We start from the raw sequence: 18,683 nt of genomic DNA, 5'->3' as shown, positions 1-18,683 counted from the left end.
CCTCGCCGGCCCCACCACACTTGCTGGAATGGCCAACGCGTTGCCGCCGCATGCCTGGTTCTGCGTCAGCGCCGTGTTCCATTATCTGGGCCCGGCTTTCGCGGTGCTGCTTTTCGCCCAGGTCGGCGTCCTCGGCATGGCTTGGCTGCGCATCGCCACCGCCGCTGTCATCTTCGCCCCACTGACAAGGCCTTGGCGCGTCTTCGCCCGCGCGGATCGCGCTCAGCGGCTTCTGCTGCTGGCCTTCGGCATCTGCCTGGGGGTGATGAACTGCTCGTTCTATCTGGCGCTCGACCGCCTGCCGATCTCGCTGGTGGCGGCGATCGAATTCGTCGGCACGATCGCGGTCGCGGTGGTCGGCCTGCGCAGCCGGCGCAACTTTGCTGCGCTCGCCGTTGCCGTTGTCGGCACCTTGCTGCTCATCGACGTGAAATGGTCCAGCGATCCGGTCGGCTTGTTCTGGGCCTTTTTGAATGGTGCCCTCTTCGTCGGCTACATCGTGATCGGTCACCGCGTCGCCCAGGCAGGCATCGGCATCGCCGGCCTCGGCACCGCCATGGCAGTCGCTTTCCTTATCGTGTTGCCCATCGGCTTTCGCGAGGCGCTGCCTGCCTTCTCGTCGCCGCAACTCCTCGTCGCCGCGATCGGCGTCGGCATCTGCTCCTCGGTCATCCCCTACATTTGCGACCAGCTCGCCATGGCGCGGCTGCCGCGCGCGAGCTTCGCATTGATGCTCTCGCTCCTGCCGCTCACGGCAACGCTGATCGGCGTCGTCGTCCTGCGCCAGGTGCCCAGCGTCACCGACTGCATCGGCATTGCGCTGGTCATCGCCGGCGTCGCTTTCCACAAACCCGCTTTGGAGTGATCCGGCGACTGCGCCGTCGAGATGCGATGAGATTCAGGTCAGGCCGAGTCGAAAACGGCGGCTTCCGAGAACCGGAGCGGGGCGTACTCAAGTACGTGAGCACCGGAAGCGGAGGAAATCATCGTTTGCAGCCCGGCCTTACCTGAATATCAACACACCTCAGGCCAGCTTCTCCTTCAGGAAAGCGATCGTCCGCCCCCAGGCGAGATCGGCGGCCTTCTTGTCGTAGCGCGCGGCCGAGGTGTCGTTGTTGAAGGCGTGATTGGCGCCGTCATAAACATAGACCTTGTATTCGACATGCGCGGCGTCGAGCGCCTTCTTGTAGGCGTCGATGCCGGCATTGGTCCTGCTGTCCAGCCCAGCATAATGCAGAAGCAGCGGCGCCTTGATCTTCGCGGCGTCCTCGGCCTTGGGCTGCATGCCGTAATAGGCGACGCCGGCGCTGAGGTCGGGCGCATGGACGGCAAGCTGGTTCACCGCGCCGCCGCCCCAGCAGAAGCCGACCGCCCCGACCTTGCCATTGGCGTCCTTGAGGCCCTTGAGGTAGGCGATCGTCGCCACGCCGTCGGCCGCTACCTGGGCAGCGTCGAGCTTGGTGAACATGTCGCGCGCCTTGTCCTCGTCGGAGGGCGTGCCGCCAAGCGGCGATAGAAAGTCCGGCGCCAGGGCGATGAACCCTTCCAGCGCCACCCGCCGGGCGACGTCGCGGATATGCGCGTTGAGACCCCTGTTCTCGTGGATGACGATGACGGTGCCGAGCTTGCCCGACTGATCCGCCGGCTTGACCAGATAGGCTTTCATCTCGCCGCTTGAGCCAGGATAGGTGATGTCCTCGCCCTGAACGCGGCTGTCGTCCTCGGCGACGACCGCGGCCTGGGCGGAATTGGCCGCCAGCATCGGCGCGATCGCGGCCGCCGCGGCGCCCGAGCCCGCCAGCTTGGTCAACTGCTCCATGAAGCGGCGGCGGTCGAGCGTCAGATGCGTGTATTCGTCATAGGCATCGATCATCGCCTGAGTGATGACGGGCTGCGTGATGACGGGCTTGGCGACGGGTTCGGTCATGGCTGTCCTCGACGATTGGCGGGTGAACAGCAAGATAGGATCGAGAATTGCACGGTCCAGTCACGCCCGGGTAACGATCCCTTGGGGAGTCGTACTAGAGCCGCTGCGCCGACAAGCCAGCTTGATTCATCACGTTTTGGTCATTTCCGAAAGTCTTGATGGTGCTGTCACATTAGGACGCGAAGCTGAGCCGCCTCGCCGATACGAATGACGAAAAGGGAAATGCCATGAACGTCCAGGACATCATCAACACCGTTTCCTCGAAGGCCGGCCTCGACGAGCCGACCACCGAGAAGCTTGTCGGCACCATCTTTTCCGTGCTGGAGCACGAGGCGGAAGGCACCAGCGTTTCGTCCTTCTTCGACCAGATCCCCGGCGCCGGTGCGCTGGCGCAGAAATACGACGTGATGGCCGCCGGCGCGGCGGCCAATTCGGGCGGCGGACTTCTATCGTCGCTGCAGGGCGCGCTCGGCGGCGTGCTCGGCGAAAAAGCCGGCGCGCTGATCAACGGCATCGCCGCGCTCAAGGCGTCCGGCCTCGACATGACGCAGATCCAGCAGGCCGGCGAGACCCTGATCAAGCAGGCCGAGGCCGCCGCCGGCCCGGACCTGACCAACCAGGTGCTGGACCAGGTGCCGAGCCTGAGGGGCCATCTCGGGCTTTGAAGTGTTCCGAACAGGTCTTGGGCGGCTCGGCCATTCGAGGGCGGGGGCCGATCCGCTTCTGACGACCGAAGGCGTCCCGCTGGCGAAGCCGCTCAGTCCGCCTTGTGGGGAACGAGATAGTTCGTAGTTTTTGTGCCTCGGGTGATTGTTAGGACGGAATATCCAGGTGGCAGCGAATCGGTAAACGTGGCGTCAACCTCCCTGCACTGGCCAATAATTTCGCCGACAGGGGACTTAGCCAAACGATCCGCCAAGGCTGCTCTGCATTTATCGACGGAGTAGATTTGAGGCGAGATTTCGAGCGGCCGACAAGTCCACCCCGAACTGCACGAAAGCAAAACCATTATCGCTGACGCCTCCGGTCCCATTTAGCATTTTCCTGAGCGCTCATCCGACATGACAAAGGACAGTGCGATCAGGTCATCGACGTCGATGCCGCCGCGACCATTGTCCAAAATGTCGGCGACCTTCTGAAATGCGACCATATCATCCACGCTGACGTTGGCCGTCTGCATCCTCTCATGCAGACCCGCCACCTTGGTTTCCAGGGATCTGGAAGTTTCGATCATAGTTTGCCTCCGTTAGTATGTATGCCGGGCGCCAAGCACGAGAGCCGCAAACAAGACCGGCCCGGCGACGAAGCTGATTGCCATGACCACAAGCACGGCAATAGCCAATTGCTCTGTCTGCGCGGCAACGGTCGCGAAATCGTCATTTGTCGCAATGAGATCGAGGACACCGAGATCATCCCGGTGGGGAGCACTATTGTCGTTTCCCGGAACTGAGGCCACCGATAGATCAGGGTTGTCTCGGGAAGGCGTCCGTGCCGTAAGACAGGGATTGCGGGCGCTCATACGCATGTCATGGAGCTCCCGACCTACGCCGACTTGCGGTGCCTTTGGAAAAGGGCCAGCTTAGCCGAGTAGCCAAGGCGCAATTTGGTCTTGCAGTCATCGCACCTGAAGATGCTTACCGCCTTGAACCATGAACCGGTTTTGACGATCGGCGAGTGGCAGCTAGGGCACTCGTAACGGATGTTCACGTCTCGCAACTCATTGGAAATCGACACCATCCACCTCTTGCCCGCCCCTCAATGGATGCCCGCCATCCGGCTGGGTGACGGGCATCCATAAACTGGCGATGAAGGGACTCATGGCCGCCAGTCGGGGACACAATGAGATAGCGGGCTATATGTTTCGTCCTTGGGACCAATGCTTGTGATGTGCGACTTCAGTCGGAACCGATAGCCGACTGGGGACTTGCACCAGGAACGAACCAACCGACCCTCCGTTGACCGACTGCCGGAAGCTCCCGCAACGGCGGTTGAGCACGAAGCAGAGGCTCCAGCGCTGGCGGGTTACGCGCTGGAGCTGTCTTAAAAGGTTGGAACGAAAAAATGGAAGGCCATCGGCACAGTGTCCTGGAGGCTCGTTGGCTTCTCGCCATACCCGCGTCGCTTCTCCTGACCGTCCTGCTGGCCGGCTTCTTGCTCCCGCAGCAGACCGGCCTCACCCGCACCTATTTCGGCAGCGTGTAGGCCATCACGTAGTCACCCGGCTTGGTGCCGACCGAGCCGTGGCCGCCGGCGACGATGACGACGAACTGGCGGCCGTCGGCCACCGTATAGGTCATCGGCGTCGACTGGCCGCCCGCCGGCAGCCTCGCCTGCCAGAGCTGCCTCCCGGTGGTGAGGTCATAGGCGCGCAGATAATCGTCGACCGCGGCGCCCAGGAACGCCACGCCGCCTCCCGTGATCATCGGCCCACCGATGCCCGGCACGCCGACCTTCAGCGGCAGGGGCAGCGGCGTCATGTCATAGACGGTGCCGTTGCGGTGCTTGTAGGCGATGTTTCCCGTCTTGAGGTCGACGCCGGCGACATAGCCCCAGGGCGGCGCTTGGCAGGGAATGCCGAGCGGCGACAGGAACGGTCCCATCACCACCGCGTATGGCGCGCCTTCGTTGCGGTTCAGCCCCTGCTCGCTGCCCTTGGTGTTGTCGCCCGGCGCCGGCACGTCCGCGCGCGGAATGAGCTTCGAGGTGAAGGCGAGGTAGGTCGGCATGCCGAACATCACCTGCCGCACCGGATCGACCGCGACGCCGCCCCAGTTGAAGACGCCGAAATTGCCGGGATAGATCAGAGAGCCCTGCAGCGAGGGCGGCGTGTAGCGTCCCTCATAGCGCAGCTTCTTCAACTCGATCCGGCACGCCAGCTGGTCGAACATGGTGATGCCCCACATGTCGGCGCCGGTCAGCGGCTTCGGATTGAATGAAAGATCGGACGCCGGCTGCGTCGGCGAGGCATGATCGCCCTCGATCGCGCCGCCGGGCGCGGGCGCTTCCTTGACCGGAATGATCGGCTCGCCCGTGCGCCGGTCGAGCACGTAGAGATCGCCCTGCTTGGTCGGCCCGACCAGCGCCGGCACCACGCCGTTCGCCGTGGTGATGTCGACCAGCGACGGCTGCGCCGGCACGTCCATGTCCCACAGATCGTGATGCACGGTCTGCCGCACCCAGCGCAATTGTCCGGTGTTGAGGTCGAGCGCGGTGATCGAGGACGAGAATTTCTCGACATTGGCGCTGCGGCCCATGCCAAGCTGGTCCGGCGTCTGATTGCCGAGCGGCAGATAGAGCAGCCCGAGCTTCTCGTCGGCGCTCGCGGTCGACCACATGTTGGGCGAGTTGTGCGTGTAGTTCTGCCCGGCCGGCAGCGGCGTCGTCACATCCGGATTGCCGGAATCCCAGTTCCACAGCAGCGCGCCGGTGCCGGCGTCGAAGGCGCGGATGACGCCGGACGGCTCCTCGGTCGAGTAATTGTCGTTGACCGCGCCGCCGACGATGATCTTTCCAGCGACGATCAGCGGCGCCGACGTCGAATAGTAATAGCCCGACTTCGGATAGGGCATGCTGGCCATCAGGTTCAGCGTGCCCCCCTCGGCGAAGGATGGACACACCTGCCCGTTCGCCGCGTCGAGCGCGATCAGCCTCGCGTCGGAAGTCGGCAGATAGATGCGCGCGGCGCAAGGCTGGCCGGCGGCGATCTTGGCGTCGGCATAATAGGACACGCCGCGGCATGTCTGGTGCTGGCGGTCGGGGTCGAGCTTGATCTTCGGATCGTAGCGCCATTTCTCCTTGCCGCTCGCGGCATCGATGGCGATGGCGAAATTATGCGGCGTGCAGATGAACAGCGCGTCGCCGATCTTCAGCGGCGTCACCTGATAGGTCGTCTCGCCGATATCGTCGGGGCCTTTCACGTCGCCGGTGCGATAGGTCCAGGCCGGCTGCAATTTCGCGACATTGTCAGGCGTGATCTGGTCGAGCGGCGAATAGCGCTGGCCGAAGGGCGTGCGGCCGTAGAAGTGCCACTCGCCGGCCGGCATGTCGCCGCCGAGATTGGCGGCCGCCGCCACCTTCTCGGTGCCCAGCGTGCCGCCGATATCCTTGGGGTCGGCTGTCATCGAATAACCGGCGACCGCGAGCGAGGCGAGCACGGCCAGGATCAGCGGCGCGCGCCCGTCCGGCCCCCGCAGACCTCGCCTTGCCCATGGCGTCAGCAGCCATAGGGCGATGAGCACGATGACACCGCCGCGCGGACCAAGCTGCCACCAGTCGAAGCCGATTTCCCAGACCGCCCAGCACAAAGTGACGAGCACGAACAGCGCGTAGAGCCAGAGCGACGTCGACCTGCGCCTGAACAGCAGCCAGGCGGTGATCACGAAGATAACGCCGGCGATCAGATAGTACCAGCTGCCGCCCAGCACGGCGAGCCAGATGCCGCCGCCGCCGAGGATGAGACCGATGAGGAAAAGGACGAGGGAGGTGATGGTGACAGCCAAGACGGTGCTCCTTCGACTGTTGCGCCTTTGCGGCCGCTCTCAGGCGACGGCGAGCCGTCCCTGCCCTGCAGGCAGCTTTCCCTCACCCGCTCCGGCTGTCAAGTTGGGGCCAGACACGCAAAACTAGAACAAAACGTAGACAGTTCTGGTCTTTCGCTGCCGAATCACTACATTCGGGAGCGATGTCGGGCTTTTCCGAAGACATGCCTTTTTTCGATGAACCGAATGCGCGGCCGGCGGCGGCTCCATCCGGCATAGCCGCGCGCGCCATGGCGGCGCGCAGCGGCCAGAACGGCGCGCCCGATTATCTGAAAGGCCTCAACCCGGAGCAGCGCCTCGCCGTCGAGACGACCGAAGGCCCGGTTCTGGTGCTGGCCGGCGCGGGCACCGGCAAGACGCGGGTGCTCACCACCCGCATCGCCCATATCCTTGCCACCGGCAGGGCTTTCCCCTCGCAGATCCTGGCCGTCACCTTCACCAACAAGGCCGCGCGCGAGATGAAGCAGCGCATCGGCCACCTGATCGGCGAAGGCAATGTGGAAGGCATGCCGTGGCTCGGGACCTTCCACTCGATCGGCGTGAAGCTGCTTCGCAGACATGCCGAGCTGGCCGGGCTGAAGTCGGATTTCACCATCCTCGACACCGACGACGTGGTGCGGCTGATCAAGCAATTGATCCAGGCCGAAGGGCTGGACGACAAGCGCTGGCCGGCCAAGACCTTCGCCCAGATGCTCGACAACTGGAAGAACAAGGGCCTCGGGCCCGACGAAATAGCGGAAGGCGATGCGCGCAGCTTCGGCAACGGCAAGGGCCGCCAGTTGTACAAGGCCTATCAGGAACGGCTGCAGACGCTGAATTCCTGCGACTTCGGCGACCTGCTCTATCACCCGATCCGCATCTTCCGCGCCTATCCGGACGTGCTGAAGGAGTACCACCGCAGGTTCAAATACATACTGGTCGACGAGTATCAGGACACCAACACCGCGCAATACATGTGGCTGCGACTCCTGGCACAGCGCCCCAATTCTGGGCGTGGCCCATCGGCCGAAGGCCGCAAGTCCGACCGGGCGTCGGCCGGCCAGGCCGCCCCCGCGGAGGCCAGCGAGCGCCCGGCCGTGAGCGAAAACAAAGTCAACATCTGCTGCGTCGGCGACGACGACCAGTCGATTTATGGCTGGCGCGGCGCGGAGGTCGACAACATCCTGCGCTTCGACAAGGATTTTCCGGGCGCCACCATCATCCGGCTGGAGCGCAACTACCGATCCACCGCGCATATTCTGGGCGCGGCCTCGCATCTCATCGCCCACAATGAGGGCCGCTTCGGCAAGACCCTGTTCACCGACCGCGACGACCCCGAGGACGACAAGGTGCATGTCCACGCGGCCTGGGACTCGGAGGAAGAGGCGCGCGCCATCGGCGACACCATCGAGACCTACCAGCGGCAAAAGCACAACCTCAATGACATGGCGATCCTGGTGCGCGCCTCCTTCCAGATGCGCGCCTTCGAAGACCGATTCATCACGCTGGGCTTGAACTATCGCGTCATCGGCGGCCCGCGCTTCTACGAGCGCTTGGAAATCCGCGACGCATTGGCCTTCTTCCGCGTCGTCGCCAACGGCGGCGACGACCTCGCCTTCGAGCGCATCGTCAACGTGCCGAAGCGCGGGCTGGGCGAAGCCACCATCCGCCAGATCCACGACACGGCGCGCGCCATGCGCGTCCCCATGCTGGAGGCTGCCGCGACGCTCGCCGAAAGCGACGAGCTGAAGCCGAAGCCGCGTGCCGCGCTGCGCGAGGTCGCAGCCAATTTCGAACGCTGGCAGAAGGCGCTGGAAACCACCCCGCACACCGAACTCGCCGAGACCATCCTGGAGGAGAGCGGCTACACCGACATGTGGAAGAACGACCGTTCGGCGGATTCGCCCGGGCGGCTGGAAAACCTCAAGGAGCTGATCCGCTCCATGGAGGACTATGAATCGCTGCGTTCCTTCCTCGAGCATGTCGCGCTGGTGATGGAGGCCGAGCAGGGCGAGTCGCAAGATGCGGTCTCGATCATGACGCTGCATTCGGCCAAGGGCCTCGAATTCGAGACCGTCTTCCTGCCCGGCTGGGAAGAAGGCTTGTTCCCGCATCAGCGCGCGCTGGATGAGGGCGGACGCTCCGGCCTCGAGGAAGAGCGCCGGCTTGCCTATGTCGGCCTGACGCGCGCCAAGAAGAACCTGCATATCTGGTTCGTCTCCAACCGCCAGATTCACGGCCTGTGGCAATCGACGATCGCGTCGCGCTTCGTCGACGAATTGCCCGAAACCCATGTCGATATCGCCGACAGCGGCAACAGCTATGGCGGTTACGGCAATCCCTATGGCGGCGGCGGCTTCGCTTCCGGGCGCGGTGGCGGTCGGCAGAATCCCTACGGCGCCTCGCGCTTCGACAATATCGGCGCCAAGGACCAGGGCAGCTTCTCCAACACCTATGCGACGCCCGGCTGGCAGCGGGCGCAGGCGAACCGCACCGAGGCGACCGACCGCAACTGGGGCACCCGCTCCGGCCACCAGGTGGAACGCATCGGCTATGGCGAGACAGACTCCGGCTACGGCGCCGGCCGCACCTCGGTGAAGGGCCGCACCATCGAGGGCGAGCTGGTCGCCAAATCCGTCGCCGACACGCCGTCCGCCTTCAATGTCGGCGACCGCGTCTTCCACCAGAAATTCGGCAACGGCAACATCGCGGCCATCGACGGCAACAAGCTCACCATCGACTTCGACAAGGCCGGCCAGAAACGCGTGCTGGACGGGTTTGTGGCGGCGGTGTGACCTGCCCTCTCACCTGTACCTTGCCTGGTCTTACTTATGGCCGAGCAGCGACAGGATGATGATCAGCCCGTTGAAGAACTGCACGAGGACTCGGGCGAACGTACCGGCGAGCGCCATATCGCCGGCAGTCGCAGTCGTGTCCGCCGAGCGCTCTTCAATTGCTGCATTGCCCGCATCCCAGCGCTGGAAAACCGCTCTGGTCGCTCTCTACGGCCGCCTTACGAGCAACGGCAAAGCTCATAGGAAAGCCATCATCGCCTGCGTCAGAAAGCTCCTCATCTTCGCCAACGCCGTCGTCGAACGCCGCACTCCGTGGAGCAAAAGTCCACCCGCAAACCAAACCGCCTGAGCTGATGGTTGCGCTTCTCCCGCAAGGGGAGAAGGAAAGAACCTCCGCCTGTCACGCAACCATCACGTTCACGTCCTAGACCGCTCGACGGCCAGGGCTGGCCGCATCGTCGATGCCGCGCCTTTTTTGAGCCAATGGCTGCTCTGCTCGTCAAGAAGGGGATATCGATGAAACACCTTAACCGAACCGTCGCGCTCGGCGCGGCGCTTGCCCTGTTCACTGCCCTCACCCCGGCGCTCGCCGACGGCGTCGCCTATGTCAACAAGGGGCTGGTCGGCATCGGCCGCATTCCGGCCAGCCAGAAGGACAAGTTCGGCGAGACCTTCGGCTCGGGCTCCGGCATGGCGATCGACACCAAGTCCTGGGCGCGTGACGGCGCCGGCTACAAGGGCTCGCTCTGGCTGCTGCCGGATCGCGGCTACAATGTCGTCGGCACCACCGATTATCGCCCGCGCCTCAACACCATCTCGATCGAGCTGGCCCCGACCGCCCCCGGCGCGGCGCCCGCCGCCGGACAGGAACAGACCGGCGTCAAGGCGACGCTCGCCGACACGATGCTTCTGACCGACGACAAGGGCGCAGACGCCACCGGCCTCGATCCGTTGAACGGCGTGCGCGAAGCCGCAGGCGGCATGCCGATCCTGCCGCAGGCCGACAACGGCAAGCTGGCGTTGGACAACGAAGCGATCGTGCGGCTGCCGGACGGCACGATGTTCATCTCCGACGAATATGGTCCCAACATCTACCGCTTCTCGGCTGACGGTCACCTGATGTCGGCGACGCAGCCGCCCGCGGCGCTGGTGCCGATGCGCCACGGCAAGCCGAACTTCGCTTCCGACAATCCCGGCCCGGGCGCCGCCGAGCCCGATCCGAAGGACCCGGAGACCGGCCGCCAGAACAACCAGGGCCTCGAAGGCATGTCGATGACGCCCGACGGCAAGTTCCTGATCGCCGTGCTGCAGTCGGCGGCGCGCCAGGACGGCGGCGATTCCGGCTCGACCCGCCAGAACACCCGCGCGCTGGTCTATGATGCTTCCGACCTCGCCCAGCTCAAGCTGGCGCACGAATATGTCGTGCCGCTGCCGGTGTTCAAGGATGCCAAAGGCAAGACCAAGGTGGCCGCGCAGAGCGAGATCGTCGCGCTCTCCGACAAGAGCTTCCTGATGCTGGCGCGCGACTCGGGCAACGGCCAGGGTCTCAAGGGCGACGAGTCGCTCTATCGCAAGATCGAGATCGTCGACCTTTCCGCCGCCACCGATATCGCCAACGGTCCGTTCGACGCGGCCGACAAGCCGGTCGCGCCGAAGGGCGTGCTCGACCCGTCGGTGGCGCCGGCCAAGCTCACCTCGTTCATCGACATCAACGACAAGGGCGAGCTCGGCCGCTTCGGCCTGCACAATGGCGCGCCGAACGACAAGGACAACCTTTCGGAGAAGTGGGAGGCGATGTCGCTGGTCTCCGTGCTCGATCCGAAGCTCCCCGACGACTATTTCCTGTTCGTCGCCAACGACAACGACTTCCTCACCCAGGACGGCTTCCAGGTCGGCGCTTCGTACAAGGCCGAGGATGGAGCCGACGTCGACACCACCTTCCTCGTCTATCAGGTGACGCTCCCCGGCCTGTCTGGGAACACTGTCGCCGGCCAGTAGCCGGCGACGGGCGATTGCCTGTCATCCCGCTGATCCTGAAAAGGATGCACGACCATCAGGCCTGCGATACCATCGCGGGCCTGATTCATTTTCGGTGCTGCCATGAATGACAAGAAGCCCACCCGCCGGCGGACCGGCGACCTGACCAGCGGCCCCATTCCGCGCACGCTGCTTCTGTTCGCCCTGCCGGTGTTGGGCTCCAACGTGCTGCAGTCGCTGAACGGCTCGATCAATGCCGTGTGGGTGGGCCGCTTCCTAGGCGAGGCGGCGCTGACGGCGACCTCCAACGCCAATCTGGTGCTCTTCCTCATCCTCGGCACCGTTTTCGGCATCGGCATGGCCGCGACCATCCTAGTGGCGCAGGCGGTCGGCGCCCGCGATCTGCCGGAAGCCAGGCGCATCGTCGGCACCAGCGCCACCTTCTTCTTCCTGGTTTCGGCGGTGTTCGCGGTCTGCGGCTGGATCTGGGTCGACGCCATCCTCACCGGGCTCGGCACGCCGGCGGATGCCTTGCCGCTGGCGCGCGCCTACCTGCGCATCATCTTCGTTGCCGTGCCGATGATGAACCTTTTGTCCTTCGTCATGACCGTGCTGCGCGGCGCCGGCGATTCGCGCACGCCGTTTGTCTTCATGGCGCTGGCGGTCGTCCTCGACGTCGTGCTCAATCCCCTGCTGATCCGCGGTATCGGCCCCTTTCCGGAGCTCGGCATCGCCGGCTCGGCGACTTCGACGCTCATAGGCCAGACGGTCAGCGTGATCGCCATCCTGATCGTGCTTTATGCCCGCAAACACCCGCTGCGGCTCGCGGGCGCTGATATCGCCTTGCTCAAGCCCGACCCGGCCCTGCTGCGCATCGTCGTCTTCAAGGGCATCCCGATGGGCCTGCAGATGGTCGTCATCTCGGCCGCGGCATTGACCGTGATGGGCATCGTCAATTCCTATGGCTCGCAGGTCGCCGCCGCCTACGGCATCGCAGCCCAACTCTGGACCTATATCCAGATGCCGGCTCTGGCGATCGGCGCCGCTGTCTCCTCGATGGCGGCGCAGAATGTCGGCGCCGGTCGCTGGGACCGCATCGGCAAGGTCGCGGCGTCCGGCGTCGGCTTCAACCTGGTGCTGACCGGCGCGCTGGTGGCGCTGCTCTTCGTCTTCGACCGAGCGGTGCTCAGCCTGTTCCTCAGCAACGACAGCGCCGCGATCGACATCGCCGCCCACATCAACAGGATAGCGTCCTGGTCGTTCATCCTGTTCGGCATCACGATCGTGCTGTTCGCCACGGTGCGCGCCACCGGCGCCGTCATGCCGCCGCTTATCATCCTGATCATCTCGGTGTTGATCATTCGCACCGGCTTTGCCTATTCCATGCGCAGCGTCATCGGCCAGGAGGCGCTGTGGTGGAGCTTTCCGGCGGGCTCGATCGCTTCGCTGGTGCTGGCCGCCGCCTATTATCGCTTCGGCCGCTGGCGCACGATGCACATGATCGAGGATCGGCCGGCGGCGGGCGAGCCGCCCGACACCGGCCTTGGCATGCCGCGCCAACGCGCGCAGCTCCTGCCGGAGACCGAATAGCCAAGACCTACCGTGCGTATCTGACGCCAAAGCCGAGCGCGACCAGCGAGAAGACGATGATCATGCCGGCAAAGGCCAGGCTTGCCACGGTGGCGCTCGCCAGGCTGGACAGGATACCGATGCCGATCACCGGCAGCGCGTTGCCGCAGAAGCAACAGATGAAGAAGGCCGACACCACCTCGGCGCGGCGGTCGGCCGGCGCGATCTGGTTGACCACTTGCAGGCCGCCGCGATAGCCAAGCGCCGCCGCCACGCCGCAGACCGCCGTCGCGGCGATCATGAGCGCCATCGAGGCGTAGACCTGCGCCGCCACGATCAGCGCCACGGCGGGGATCATCAGCGCCAGCGCCGCGAGCATGGTGGAGCGGCTGGAGAACCAGGCGGTGCCGACGATGGTGATGGCCGCCACGCTCGACAGCTCGAAGAAAAGCCCGCCGGCTTCGGCATGATTGGTCACGTGCAGCTGCTGCGCGAGAATGCTCGGCGCCAGCGCGGCGTAGAAGCCGACCAGCGCCATGGCGCCGAAACCGGTCACCGCCGGCGCCACGAACTGCGCGCGGATACCGTCAGGCACCGAAAGCCGCGGCCGCAGCGGGACGTCGGAGAACCGTCCAGGCCTGGAGACGGTTTCCCGCGTGCGCCAGATCAGCAGGGTGACCAGCACCAGCAGAACGAGATAGACGGCAAATGTCAGCCTGAGCGGCCATGGCGCGTATTGGGCGAGCACCCCCGCCACGAGCGCGCCGGCCCCGAGGCCGACAAAGTTGGTGCTGGTGGCGATGACGGCGGCGCGCGACTTGTCCTTGCCTTCGATCAGTTCGGCCAGCCAGGCGGTACCGGCGCCTGCGCCGACGCCGATGCCGAGCCCGCTCAGGACGCGGGCGATGTCGAGCCAGGCGAGGTCTTCGGCGAAGAGGAAGGACAACGCGCTGACCACCGCAACAGCCATCGCGGCAAGCGCGGCGGGGCGGCGGCCGACGACATCCGAGAGACGGCCGAAAAACAGCAGCGCCGCCAGATTGCCGACCACATAGACGGCATAGACCAGCGTCAGCGTGATCTGCGAAAAGCCGAATTCCTGCTTGTAGATCACGTAGAGCGGGGTCAGCGCGGTGCTGCCGGCAAAGAGCGCGGCGATCATGGCGGCGACGGCGGCCTTTGCGGCGGCCCCGTCAAGCTCATTCTCACGCGTCATGGTTTGAGCGTCGCTGGCCATCGGCACCTCCGGCGTTGCAAGCCCAACGCCTATGTAATGACGCTGTTCCAGCCACCGAACCCCCTCCTGACAATCCTGATAGGATGGTCTTGCGAGGAATCCTCGCGTAGCTTTGTCAGCCCACAGGGAGGAACCATGGGCAAGGGACGGGTCGAGGCATTTACCGATGGCGTCGTCGCCATCATCATCACCATCATGGTGCTGGACCTGAAGGTGCCGCACGGCGAGGATTTTTCAACACTTCTACCGCAGTGGCCGATCTTCTTCTGCTACGTGCTCTCCTTCATCAATGTCGGCATCTACTGGAACAACCTGCACAACATGTTCCACACCGTGCAGCGCGTCGACGGACGCGTGCTATGGGCCAATCTCAACCTTCTGTTCTGGCTGTCGCTGATCCCGGTGACCACGGCGTTCATGGGAGAGAACCATTTCGCGCCTGCGCCGGTCGCCGTTTATGGCATCGACCTCGCGCTCTGCGCCGTCGCCTACGCCATCCTGATCATCAAGCTTCGCCATCTGCATGGCGCCGACACGACCTTCGCCAAGGCCGTCGGCCACGACAAAAAGGGCAAGATCTCGCTGGCGCTCTACATCGCCGCCGTCCTGCTCAGCTTCCTCAACCAGTGGATCAGCGTGGCGATCTATGTGCTGGTGGCGACTATCTGGTTTGTGCCGGACAAGCGCTTCGAACGGTTAGTGGAGAAATAACGCCTATTTCCGCATCACTTTCAGCTTTTCCGCCACAGAGGCGGCAAGATCGGCGTAGCGTTCCTCCAGCCGTTCGGCCGCCTTGATGATCGGAAAGTCATGGCCGAACTTCTCCAGCGCCAGCCGCAGCTTCTCGGCGAAATCCGCCTGCTGCTCCAGAGCCGCGAACAGCGTCTTCACCTGCGCCTCGCTGATGTCAGGATTGGCGAGCATCTTCGGCACCTCGCGGCTCATCTGATCGCCGTTGACGGTTTGCTCCTTCAGGATTCCGATCCAGTCGGTCAAATGCCGAACTCCTTTTTGGCACACCATGCGCGGCGAGCGCCGCCATGGTCAACCCGTTGCGGCCGTCGCCGTCAACCCGTTGCGGCTGTTGCCGTCAACCCGTTGCGGCTGTTGCGGTCACATGCGGGACGAACCGGCCTTGCCTCGGCGACGTCCGGCGTTAAGTTCGGCCCGACCCTCATAAGGATGGAAACCATGACCAGCGACGCCAAGATCCAGATCACCCTGCCCGCTTTCGCTTCCGGCAACGTCGCCGTCATCACCGGCAGCGCCAGCGGCATCGGCCTTGCCGCCGCAAAACGGTTCGCGGCGATGGGCATGAAGGTGGTGCTGGCCGATATCGGCGGCGTGCGCCTCGACCAGGCAAGAGAGGCGGTCGCGGCGATCTCCGACGACGACGCCGTGCTCCCAATCCCCACCGACGTCTCCAGGGCGGAGGAGGTAGACCGGTTGGCGGATCTCGCCAACGGCGCCTTCGGCGCGGTGTCGGTGCTGATGAACAATGCCGGCGTAGGCAACAATCCGGGCAAGCCCTGGGAGAACCGCGACGCCTGGAAGCGGCTGCTCGACATCAATTTCTGGGGCGTCGTGCATGGCGTCGAGGCCTTCGCGCCGCGCATGCTAGCGGCCGGCAAGCCGGGCCTGATCATCAACACCGGGTCCAAGCAGGGCATCACCACGCCGCCCGGCAACCTCGCCTACAACGTCTCCAAGGCCGGCGTGAAGACGTTTACCGAAGGACTGGCGCACGCATTGCGCAACGAACCCGGAGCAAAGGTTTCCGCCCACTTGCTCATCCCCGGTTTCACCTTCACCGGCCTGACGGAGGGAGCGACTGAAAAACCCGCCGGCGCCTGGACGGGCGAGCAGGTGATCGACTTCATGCTGGCATCGCTGGTGGACGACGATTTCTACATCCTGTGCCCCGACAACGATGTCGCGCGGTCGACGGATGAAAAGCGCATGGCCTGGGCGATCGGCGACATCATCGAAAACCGGCCTGCCCTGTCGCGCTGGCATTCCGATCACAAGGACGCGTTCGCGGCCTTCATGAACCGCTGACAGTTCTGTCATGCCGCAGTTTTCTTCTTGGGGCCGCTCTTTCCCCCAACGGCTTTCTTTGCGGCCGCCTGAGCGACCTTGCGATTGTCCCTGGACACGGTCTTCCCGGCCACGGTTCTGTCGGCGGCGGTTTCGGCGATCTTGCGGTCATGCCGTTTTGCTGCCGCCTCGCATTTCGCGCGGATTTCCTCGACCTCGGATTCCGTCAAGTGCTCGATGCCGATGAAATGATTATGGGCGCGGCCGACCCTGATCAGCTCGTCGAGCTTGGCCTGGATTGCCGCGCCGTCGCGGTTCTGCGTGTTCTGGATCAGGAACACCATCAGGAAGGTGATGATGGTGGTGCCGGTGTTGATGACGAGTTGCCAGGTGTCCGAGAAGCCGAAGAACGGTCCGCTCAACGCCCATGCAACCACGATCAGCACGCAGACGGCGAAGGTAGACGGCAGGCCCGCCAGATGCGCCACCCGGTTGGCTATCCGCGTAAAAACTTTCTCGATCATGCAAGTCCCTCGAACCGTAGCTGCGCAGGCATTTGCGAAGAAACAAGCTGCCGCCGCTCCGGTTCCCAGGGGCCGGATTTTCCTGTCCGCACGCGGCTGCAATCGACCACACGCAGAAAGCGCAGGCGCGTGAAAAAACACCTTATCCGTTTGTTTGCAATAGTGCCGGTGCAGGCTAGAAAGCCTGTTCCTTCCGCTTCACGGCGGTTTACCTCCAAGCCCCTTCCGCTGCGCCACCCCCGCATGGCGGAAGGGGCGCTCACGATCAGAGCGCGGTGCATGACCATCGAAACGCCCCGTCCTGTCACGCGTCACCTCTCCTCCAGACTGTTTGGCAGCGCCGCGTACCTCGGCTTTCTGCTGGTCTGCGCTCCGGCAGAAGCCGATCCCGCGACCGATCCGACGATCACCGGCAGCATAGAACAGCACTGGACCACCAACGCGCTGGACAGCGATCGCGCCGTCGCCGACTGGTACACGCTGCTGCGTGGCTCGATCGACCGGCAATGGGGCGATGCCGACGCCAATGCCAGGGTCCATGCCGATTTCGAGGCATCGCGCTACAACAGGGTCTCGATCGAGGACGACCGCTCGCTCGCGCTGTCGGCGCAAGCTTTCCGGCGCCTGGAGACAGGGCTCGAGTTGCGCGGAACGCTCGATTATCGCGTGCAGAGCACCGGCGACGATCTCGAGATCGGCCCGTTCATTATAGGCACGCGTGAGCTGAAGCAGATCCTCAGCGTTCAAGGGCAGCTCGGCATCGATCTCGGCAATGCGACTTCGCTCACCATCGAGGCCACGGAAACCATCGAGAAGGTCGGCGACACCCATTTCCAGGACGATCTCATTTCGCCCACCAAGCTTCACGCCGACCGCATCCTTTCCCAGATGGCGGCAAGATTGACGCGAACCGTCGGCGAATACGCGTTCGGCGGCTCGACATCGGCGTTGCTGGCTTCAGTCGAACGTGTCGGCTTCCCGCCGCTCCAGCTTTCCTTTTTCCAGTACACCGCGCAGGCCGAGGCGGCTTTCAAGGGCAAGGACGGCTCGAGTTTCGGCCTGGCGCTCGGCGTGCAGTATCTGCGCGGCGCGGACGGGATCTACCAGCGCGTCCTGCCGGCCTGGCAGGCAAATTTCGTCCAACCGCTGCCGAAGGGATTCGAGCTGCGCGGCACCTGCTTCGCCCGCTACGAAACATCCGACACCGACGACCCGCTCGCCTCATGGCTGCGCCGTGCCGAACTCGAGCTTGGCTTGAAGCTGCGCGAAAATCTTGCCGTCGGCACCGGGATCTTTGCTCAGCTCAAGGACAATCTGCTGCTCGAAAATGTCGAGCGCAGCAAGGGCGTCTATGCCGAAGCGACCTGGGGCGCCACCAAGTCGCTGAACATCGTGTTCCGTGTCGATTACTCGCAGAAAGTAAAGACCATTCTCGACGAGCATGAAAACACGGTCGACGCCTTCGTCGGCGTGCGTACCAATATTTGATTCGTCCAACGCAAATTCCAGAGCGCAAAACCGCACATAGTTCTACTGGCCACATAGTCCTGCCGGATTGTCGTGAAAACGACAGACAGGAGGGTGTGCGAGCCCCTCCTGTCTGGTGCGGATGCTAGCGATCCGCGCTTCTGCTCAGTGCTTCTTCAGCGAGTAGTTGTTGCTGCCGACATTGACACCGATCCCGCTGAGGATACCGGAAACGACATTGGTCTTGTTGCCGTTCAGAATGCCCGAAACGACGTTGCCGTTGAGGATGTTGTTATCGTTGAGCGCGCCATTCAACGCGCCGAGATTGACGTTCGGCGACACGTTGATAAGGCTGCCCGAGCTACCACCCCAGCCACCGGCATAGGCGCCGGCGGACGAGAAGGAAACAACAACAGCTGCGGTGAGTGCAAATACGAACTTCTTCATGACTACTCTCCTTTGTTGCTTTCGGTGTTTCCTTCAACTTCACCCCGATATTTACCTCCGAATTGACTTGTACATTTTGCGGAAATGCTTGCAACCGCAGAGTGGTAACTCCGATATATACACCTCGTTTTCCAATTTTTAACGCTAATCTTTTACGTTAAAAACCTTGGTTACGGACAATGGTAA

16 protein-coding genes are annotated in these 18,683 nt (G+C 63.9%); 8 read left to right on the top strand and 8 right to left on the bottom strand.

The window, feature by feature from the left end:
• The first annotated feature begins 28 nt into the window (after positions 1-28).
• On the top strand, positions 29-865 hold the full coding sequence (locus FJ957_RS04925) for a DMT family transporter (RefSeq protein WP_246685768.1): 837 nt from the start codon (positions 29-31) through the stop codon (positions 863-865).
• Positions 866-1,024: 159 nt separating this feature from the next.
• On the opposite strand, the gene FJ957_RS04920 is transcribed toward FJ957_RS04925, so the two are convergent.
• Positions 1,025-1,927 (bottom strand): dienelactone hydrolase family protein, encoded by a 903-nt coding sequence (locus FJ957_RS04920; RefSeq protein ID WP_140829086.1) that lies wholly within the window; start codon positions 1,925-1,927, stop codon positions 1,025-1,027.
• 227 nt (positions 1,928-2,154) lie between these two features.
• Between FJ957_RS04920 and FJ957_RS04915 the strand changes: the two genes are divergently transcribed.
• Positions 2,155-2,592, top strand: a complete 438-nt coding sequence (locus FJ957_RS04915; protein ID WP_140829084.1) for a hypothetical protein — start codon at positions 2,155-2,157, stop codon at positions 2,590-2,592.
• Positions 2,593-2,960: 368 nt separating this feature from the next.
• Here FJ957_RS04915 and FJ957_RS04905 read toward each other — a convergent pair whose 3' ends face one another.
• The 3 genes from FJ957_RS04905 to FJ957_RS04890 form a co-directional block, all read right to left on the bottom strand.
• Positions 2,961-3,161 carry a hypothetical protein gene (locus FJ957_RS04905; RefSeq protein WP_140829077.1) on the bottom strand — a complete coding sequence of 67 codons (201 nt, stop codon included), beginning with the start codon at positions 3,159-3,161 and terminating at the stop codon, positions 2,961-2,963.
• Between the two features lie 12 nt (positions 3,162-3,173).
• Positions 3,174-3,452: a hypothetical protein gene (locus FJ957_RS04900; protein ID WP_140829075.1), complete on the bottom strand. Its 279-nt coding sequence runs from the start codon at positions 3,450-3,452 to the stop codon at positions 3,174-3,176.
• 658 nt (positions 3,453-4,110) lie between these two features.
• The gene (locus FJ957_RS04890) at positions 4,111-6,426 is read right to left on the bottom strand and encodes a glucose/quinate/shikimate family membrane-bound PQQ-dependent dehydrogenase (RefSeq protein WP_140829074.1); all 2,316 of its coding nucleotides are present in this window, start codon (positions 6,424-6,426) and stop codon (positions 4,111-4,113) included.
• A gap of 182 nt (positions 6,427-6,608) precedes the next feature.
• Between FJ957_RS04890 and FJ957_RS04885 the strand changes: the two genes are divergently transcribed.
• The 3 genes from FJ957_RS04885 to FJ957_RS04870 all read left to right on the top strand — a co-directional run bounded on the left by FJ957_RS04885 (position 6,609) and on the right by FJ957_RS04870 (position 12,806).
• Positions 6,609-9,239, top strand: a complete 2,631-nt coding sequence (locus FJ957_RS04885; protein ID WP_140829071.1) for a UvrD-helicase domain-containing protein — start codon at positions 6,609-6,611, stop codon at positions 9,237-9,239.
• Positions 9,240-9,755: 516 nt separating this feature from the next.
• Positions 9,756-11,237 carry an esterase-like activity of phytase family protein gene (locus tag FJ957_RS04875; protein WP_140829068.1) on the top strand — a complete coding sequence of 494 codons (1,482 nt, stop codon included), beginning with the start codon at positions 9,756-9,758 and terminating at the stop codon, positions 11,235-11,237.
• A gap of 102 nt (positions 11,238-11,339) precedes the next feature.
• A complete protein-coding gene (locus FJ957_RS04870; protein WP_140829066.1) occupies positions 11,340-12,806 on the top strand; it encodes an MATE family efflux transporter in 1,467 nt (488 codons plus the stop codon).
• Between the two features lie 7 nt (positions 12,807-12,813).
• On the opposite strand, the gene FJ957_RS04865 is transcribed toward FJ957_RS04870, so the two are convergent.
• Positions 12,814-14,022: an MFS transporter gene (locus FJ957_RS04865; protein WP_140829063.1), complete on the bottom strand. Its 1,209-nt coding sequence runs from the start codon at positions 14,020-14,022 to the stop codon at positions 12,814-12,816.
• A gap of 135 nt (positions 14,023-14,157) precedes the next feature.
• On the opposite strand from FJ957_RS04865, the gene FJ957_RS04860 reads away from it, so the two are divergent.
• Positions 14,158-14,733, top strand: a complete 576-nt coding sequence (locus FJ957_RS04860; protein WP_140829061.1) for a TMEM175 family protein — start codon at positions 14,158-14,160, stop codon at positions 14,731-14,733.
• A 3-nt stretch (positions 14,734-14,736) separates the two neighbouring features.
• Here FJ957_RS04860 and FJ957_RS04855 read toward each other — a convergent pair whose 3' ends face one another.
• Entirely contained in the window at positions 14,737-15,018 is a 282-nt protein-coding gene (locus FJ957_RS04855) for a hypothetical protein (RefSeq protein ID WP_140829058.1), read from the bottom strand.
• A 195-nt stretch (positions 15,019-15,213) separates the two neighbouring features.
• Here FJ957_RS04855 and FJ957_RS04850 point away from each other — a divergent pair, with 195 nt between their 5' ends.
• Positions 15,214-16,080, top strand: a complete 867-nt coding sequence (locus tag FJ957_RS04850) for an SDR family NAD(P)-dependent oxidoreductase (protein ID WP_140829056.1) — start codon at positions 15,214-15,216, stop codon at positions 16,078-16,080.
• Positions 16,081-16,088: 8 nt separating this feature from the next.
• Here the strand turns inward: FJ957_RS04850 and FJ957_RS04845 are convergent, their stop codons facing one another.
• Positions 16,089-16,583: a low affinity iron permease family protein gene (locus tag FJ957_RS04845; protein ID WP_181180497.1), complete on the bottom strand. Its 495-nt coding sequence runs from the start codon at positions 16,581-16,583 to the stop codon at positions 16,089-16,091.
• Between the two features lie 279 nt (positions 16,584-16,862).
• Here FJ957_RS04845 and FJ957_RS04840 point away from each other — a divergent pair, with 279 nt between their 5' ends.
• Positions 16,863-18,071 (top strand): hypothetical protein, encoded by a 1,209-nt coding sequence (locus FJ957_RS04840; RefSeq protein WP_140829053.1) that lies wholly within the window; start codon positions 16,863-16,865, stop codon positions 18,069-18,071.
• Between the two features lie 144 nt (positions 18,072-18,215).
• Here FJ957_RS04840 and FJ957_RS04835 read toward each other — a convergent pair whose 3' ends face one another.
• On the bottom strand, positions 18,216-18,497 hold the full coding sequence (locus FJ957_RS04835) for a hypothetical protein (protein WP_140829050.1): 282 nt from the start codon (positions 18,495-18,497) through the stop codon (positions 18,216-18,218).
• Positions 18,498-18,683: the final 186 nt, after the last annotated feature.

The sequence above is a fragment of the Mesorhizobium sp. B2-4-6 genome, from assembly GCF_006442775.1.
GTDB lineage: Bacteria > Pseudomonadota > Alphaproteobacteria > Rhizobiales > Rhizobiaceae > Mesorhizobium.
The sequence above is the reverse complement of the archived record's forward strand: the minus strand, read 5'-3'. Positions and strand labels throughout refer to the sequence as shown.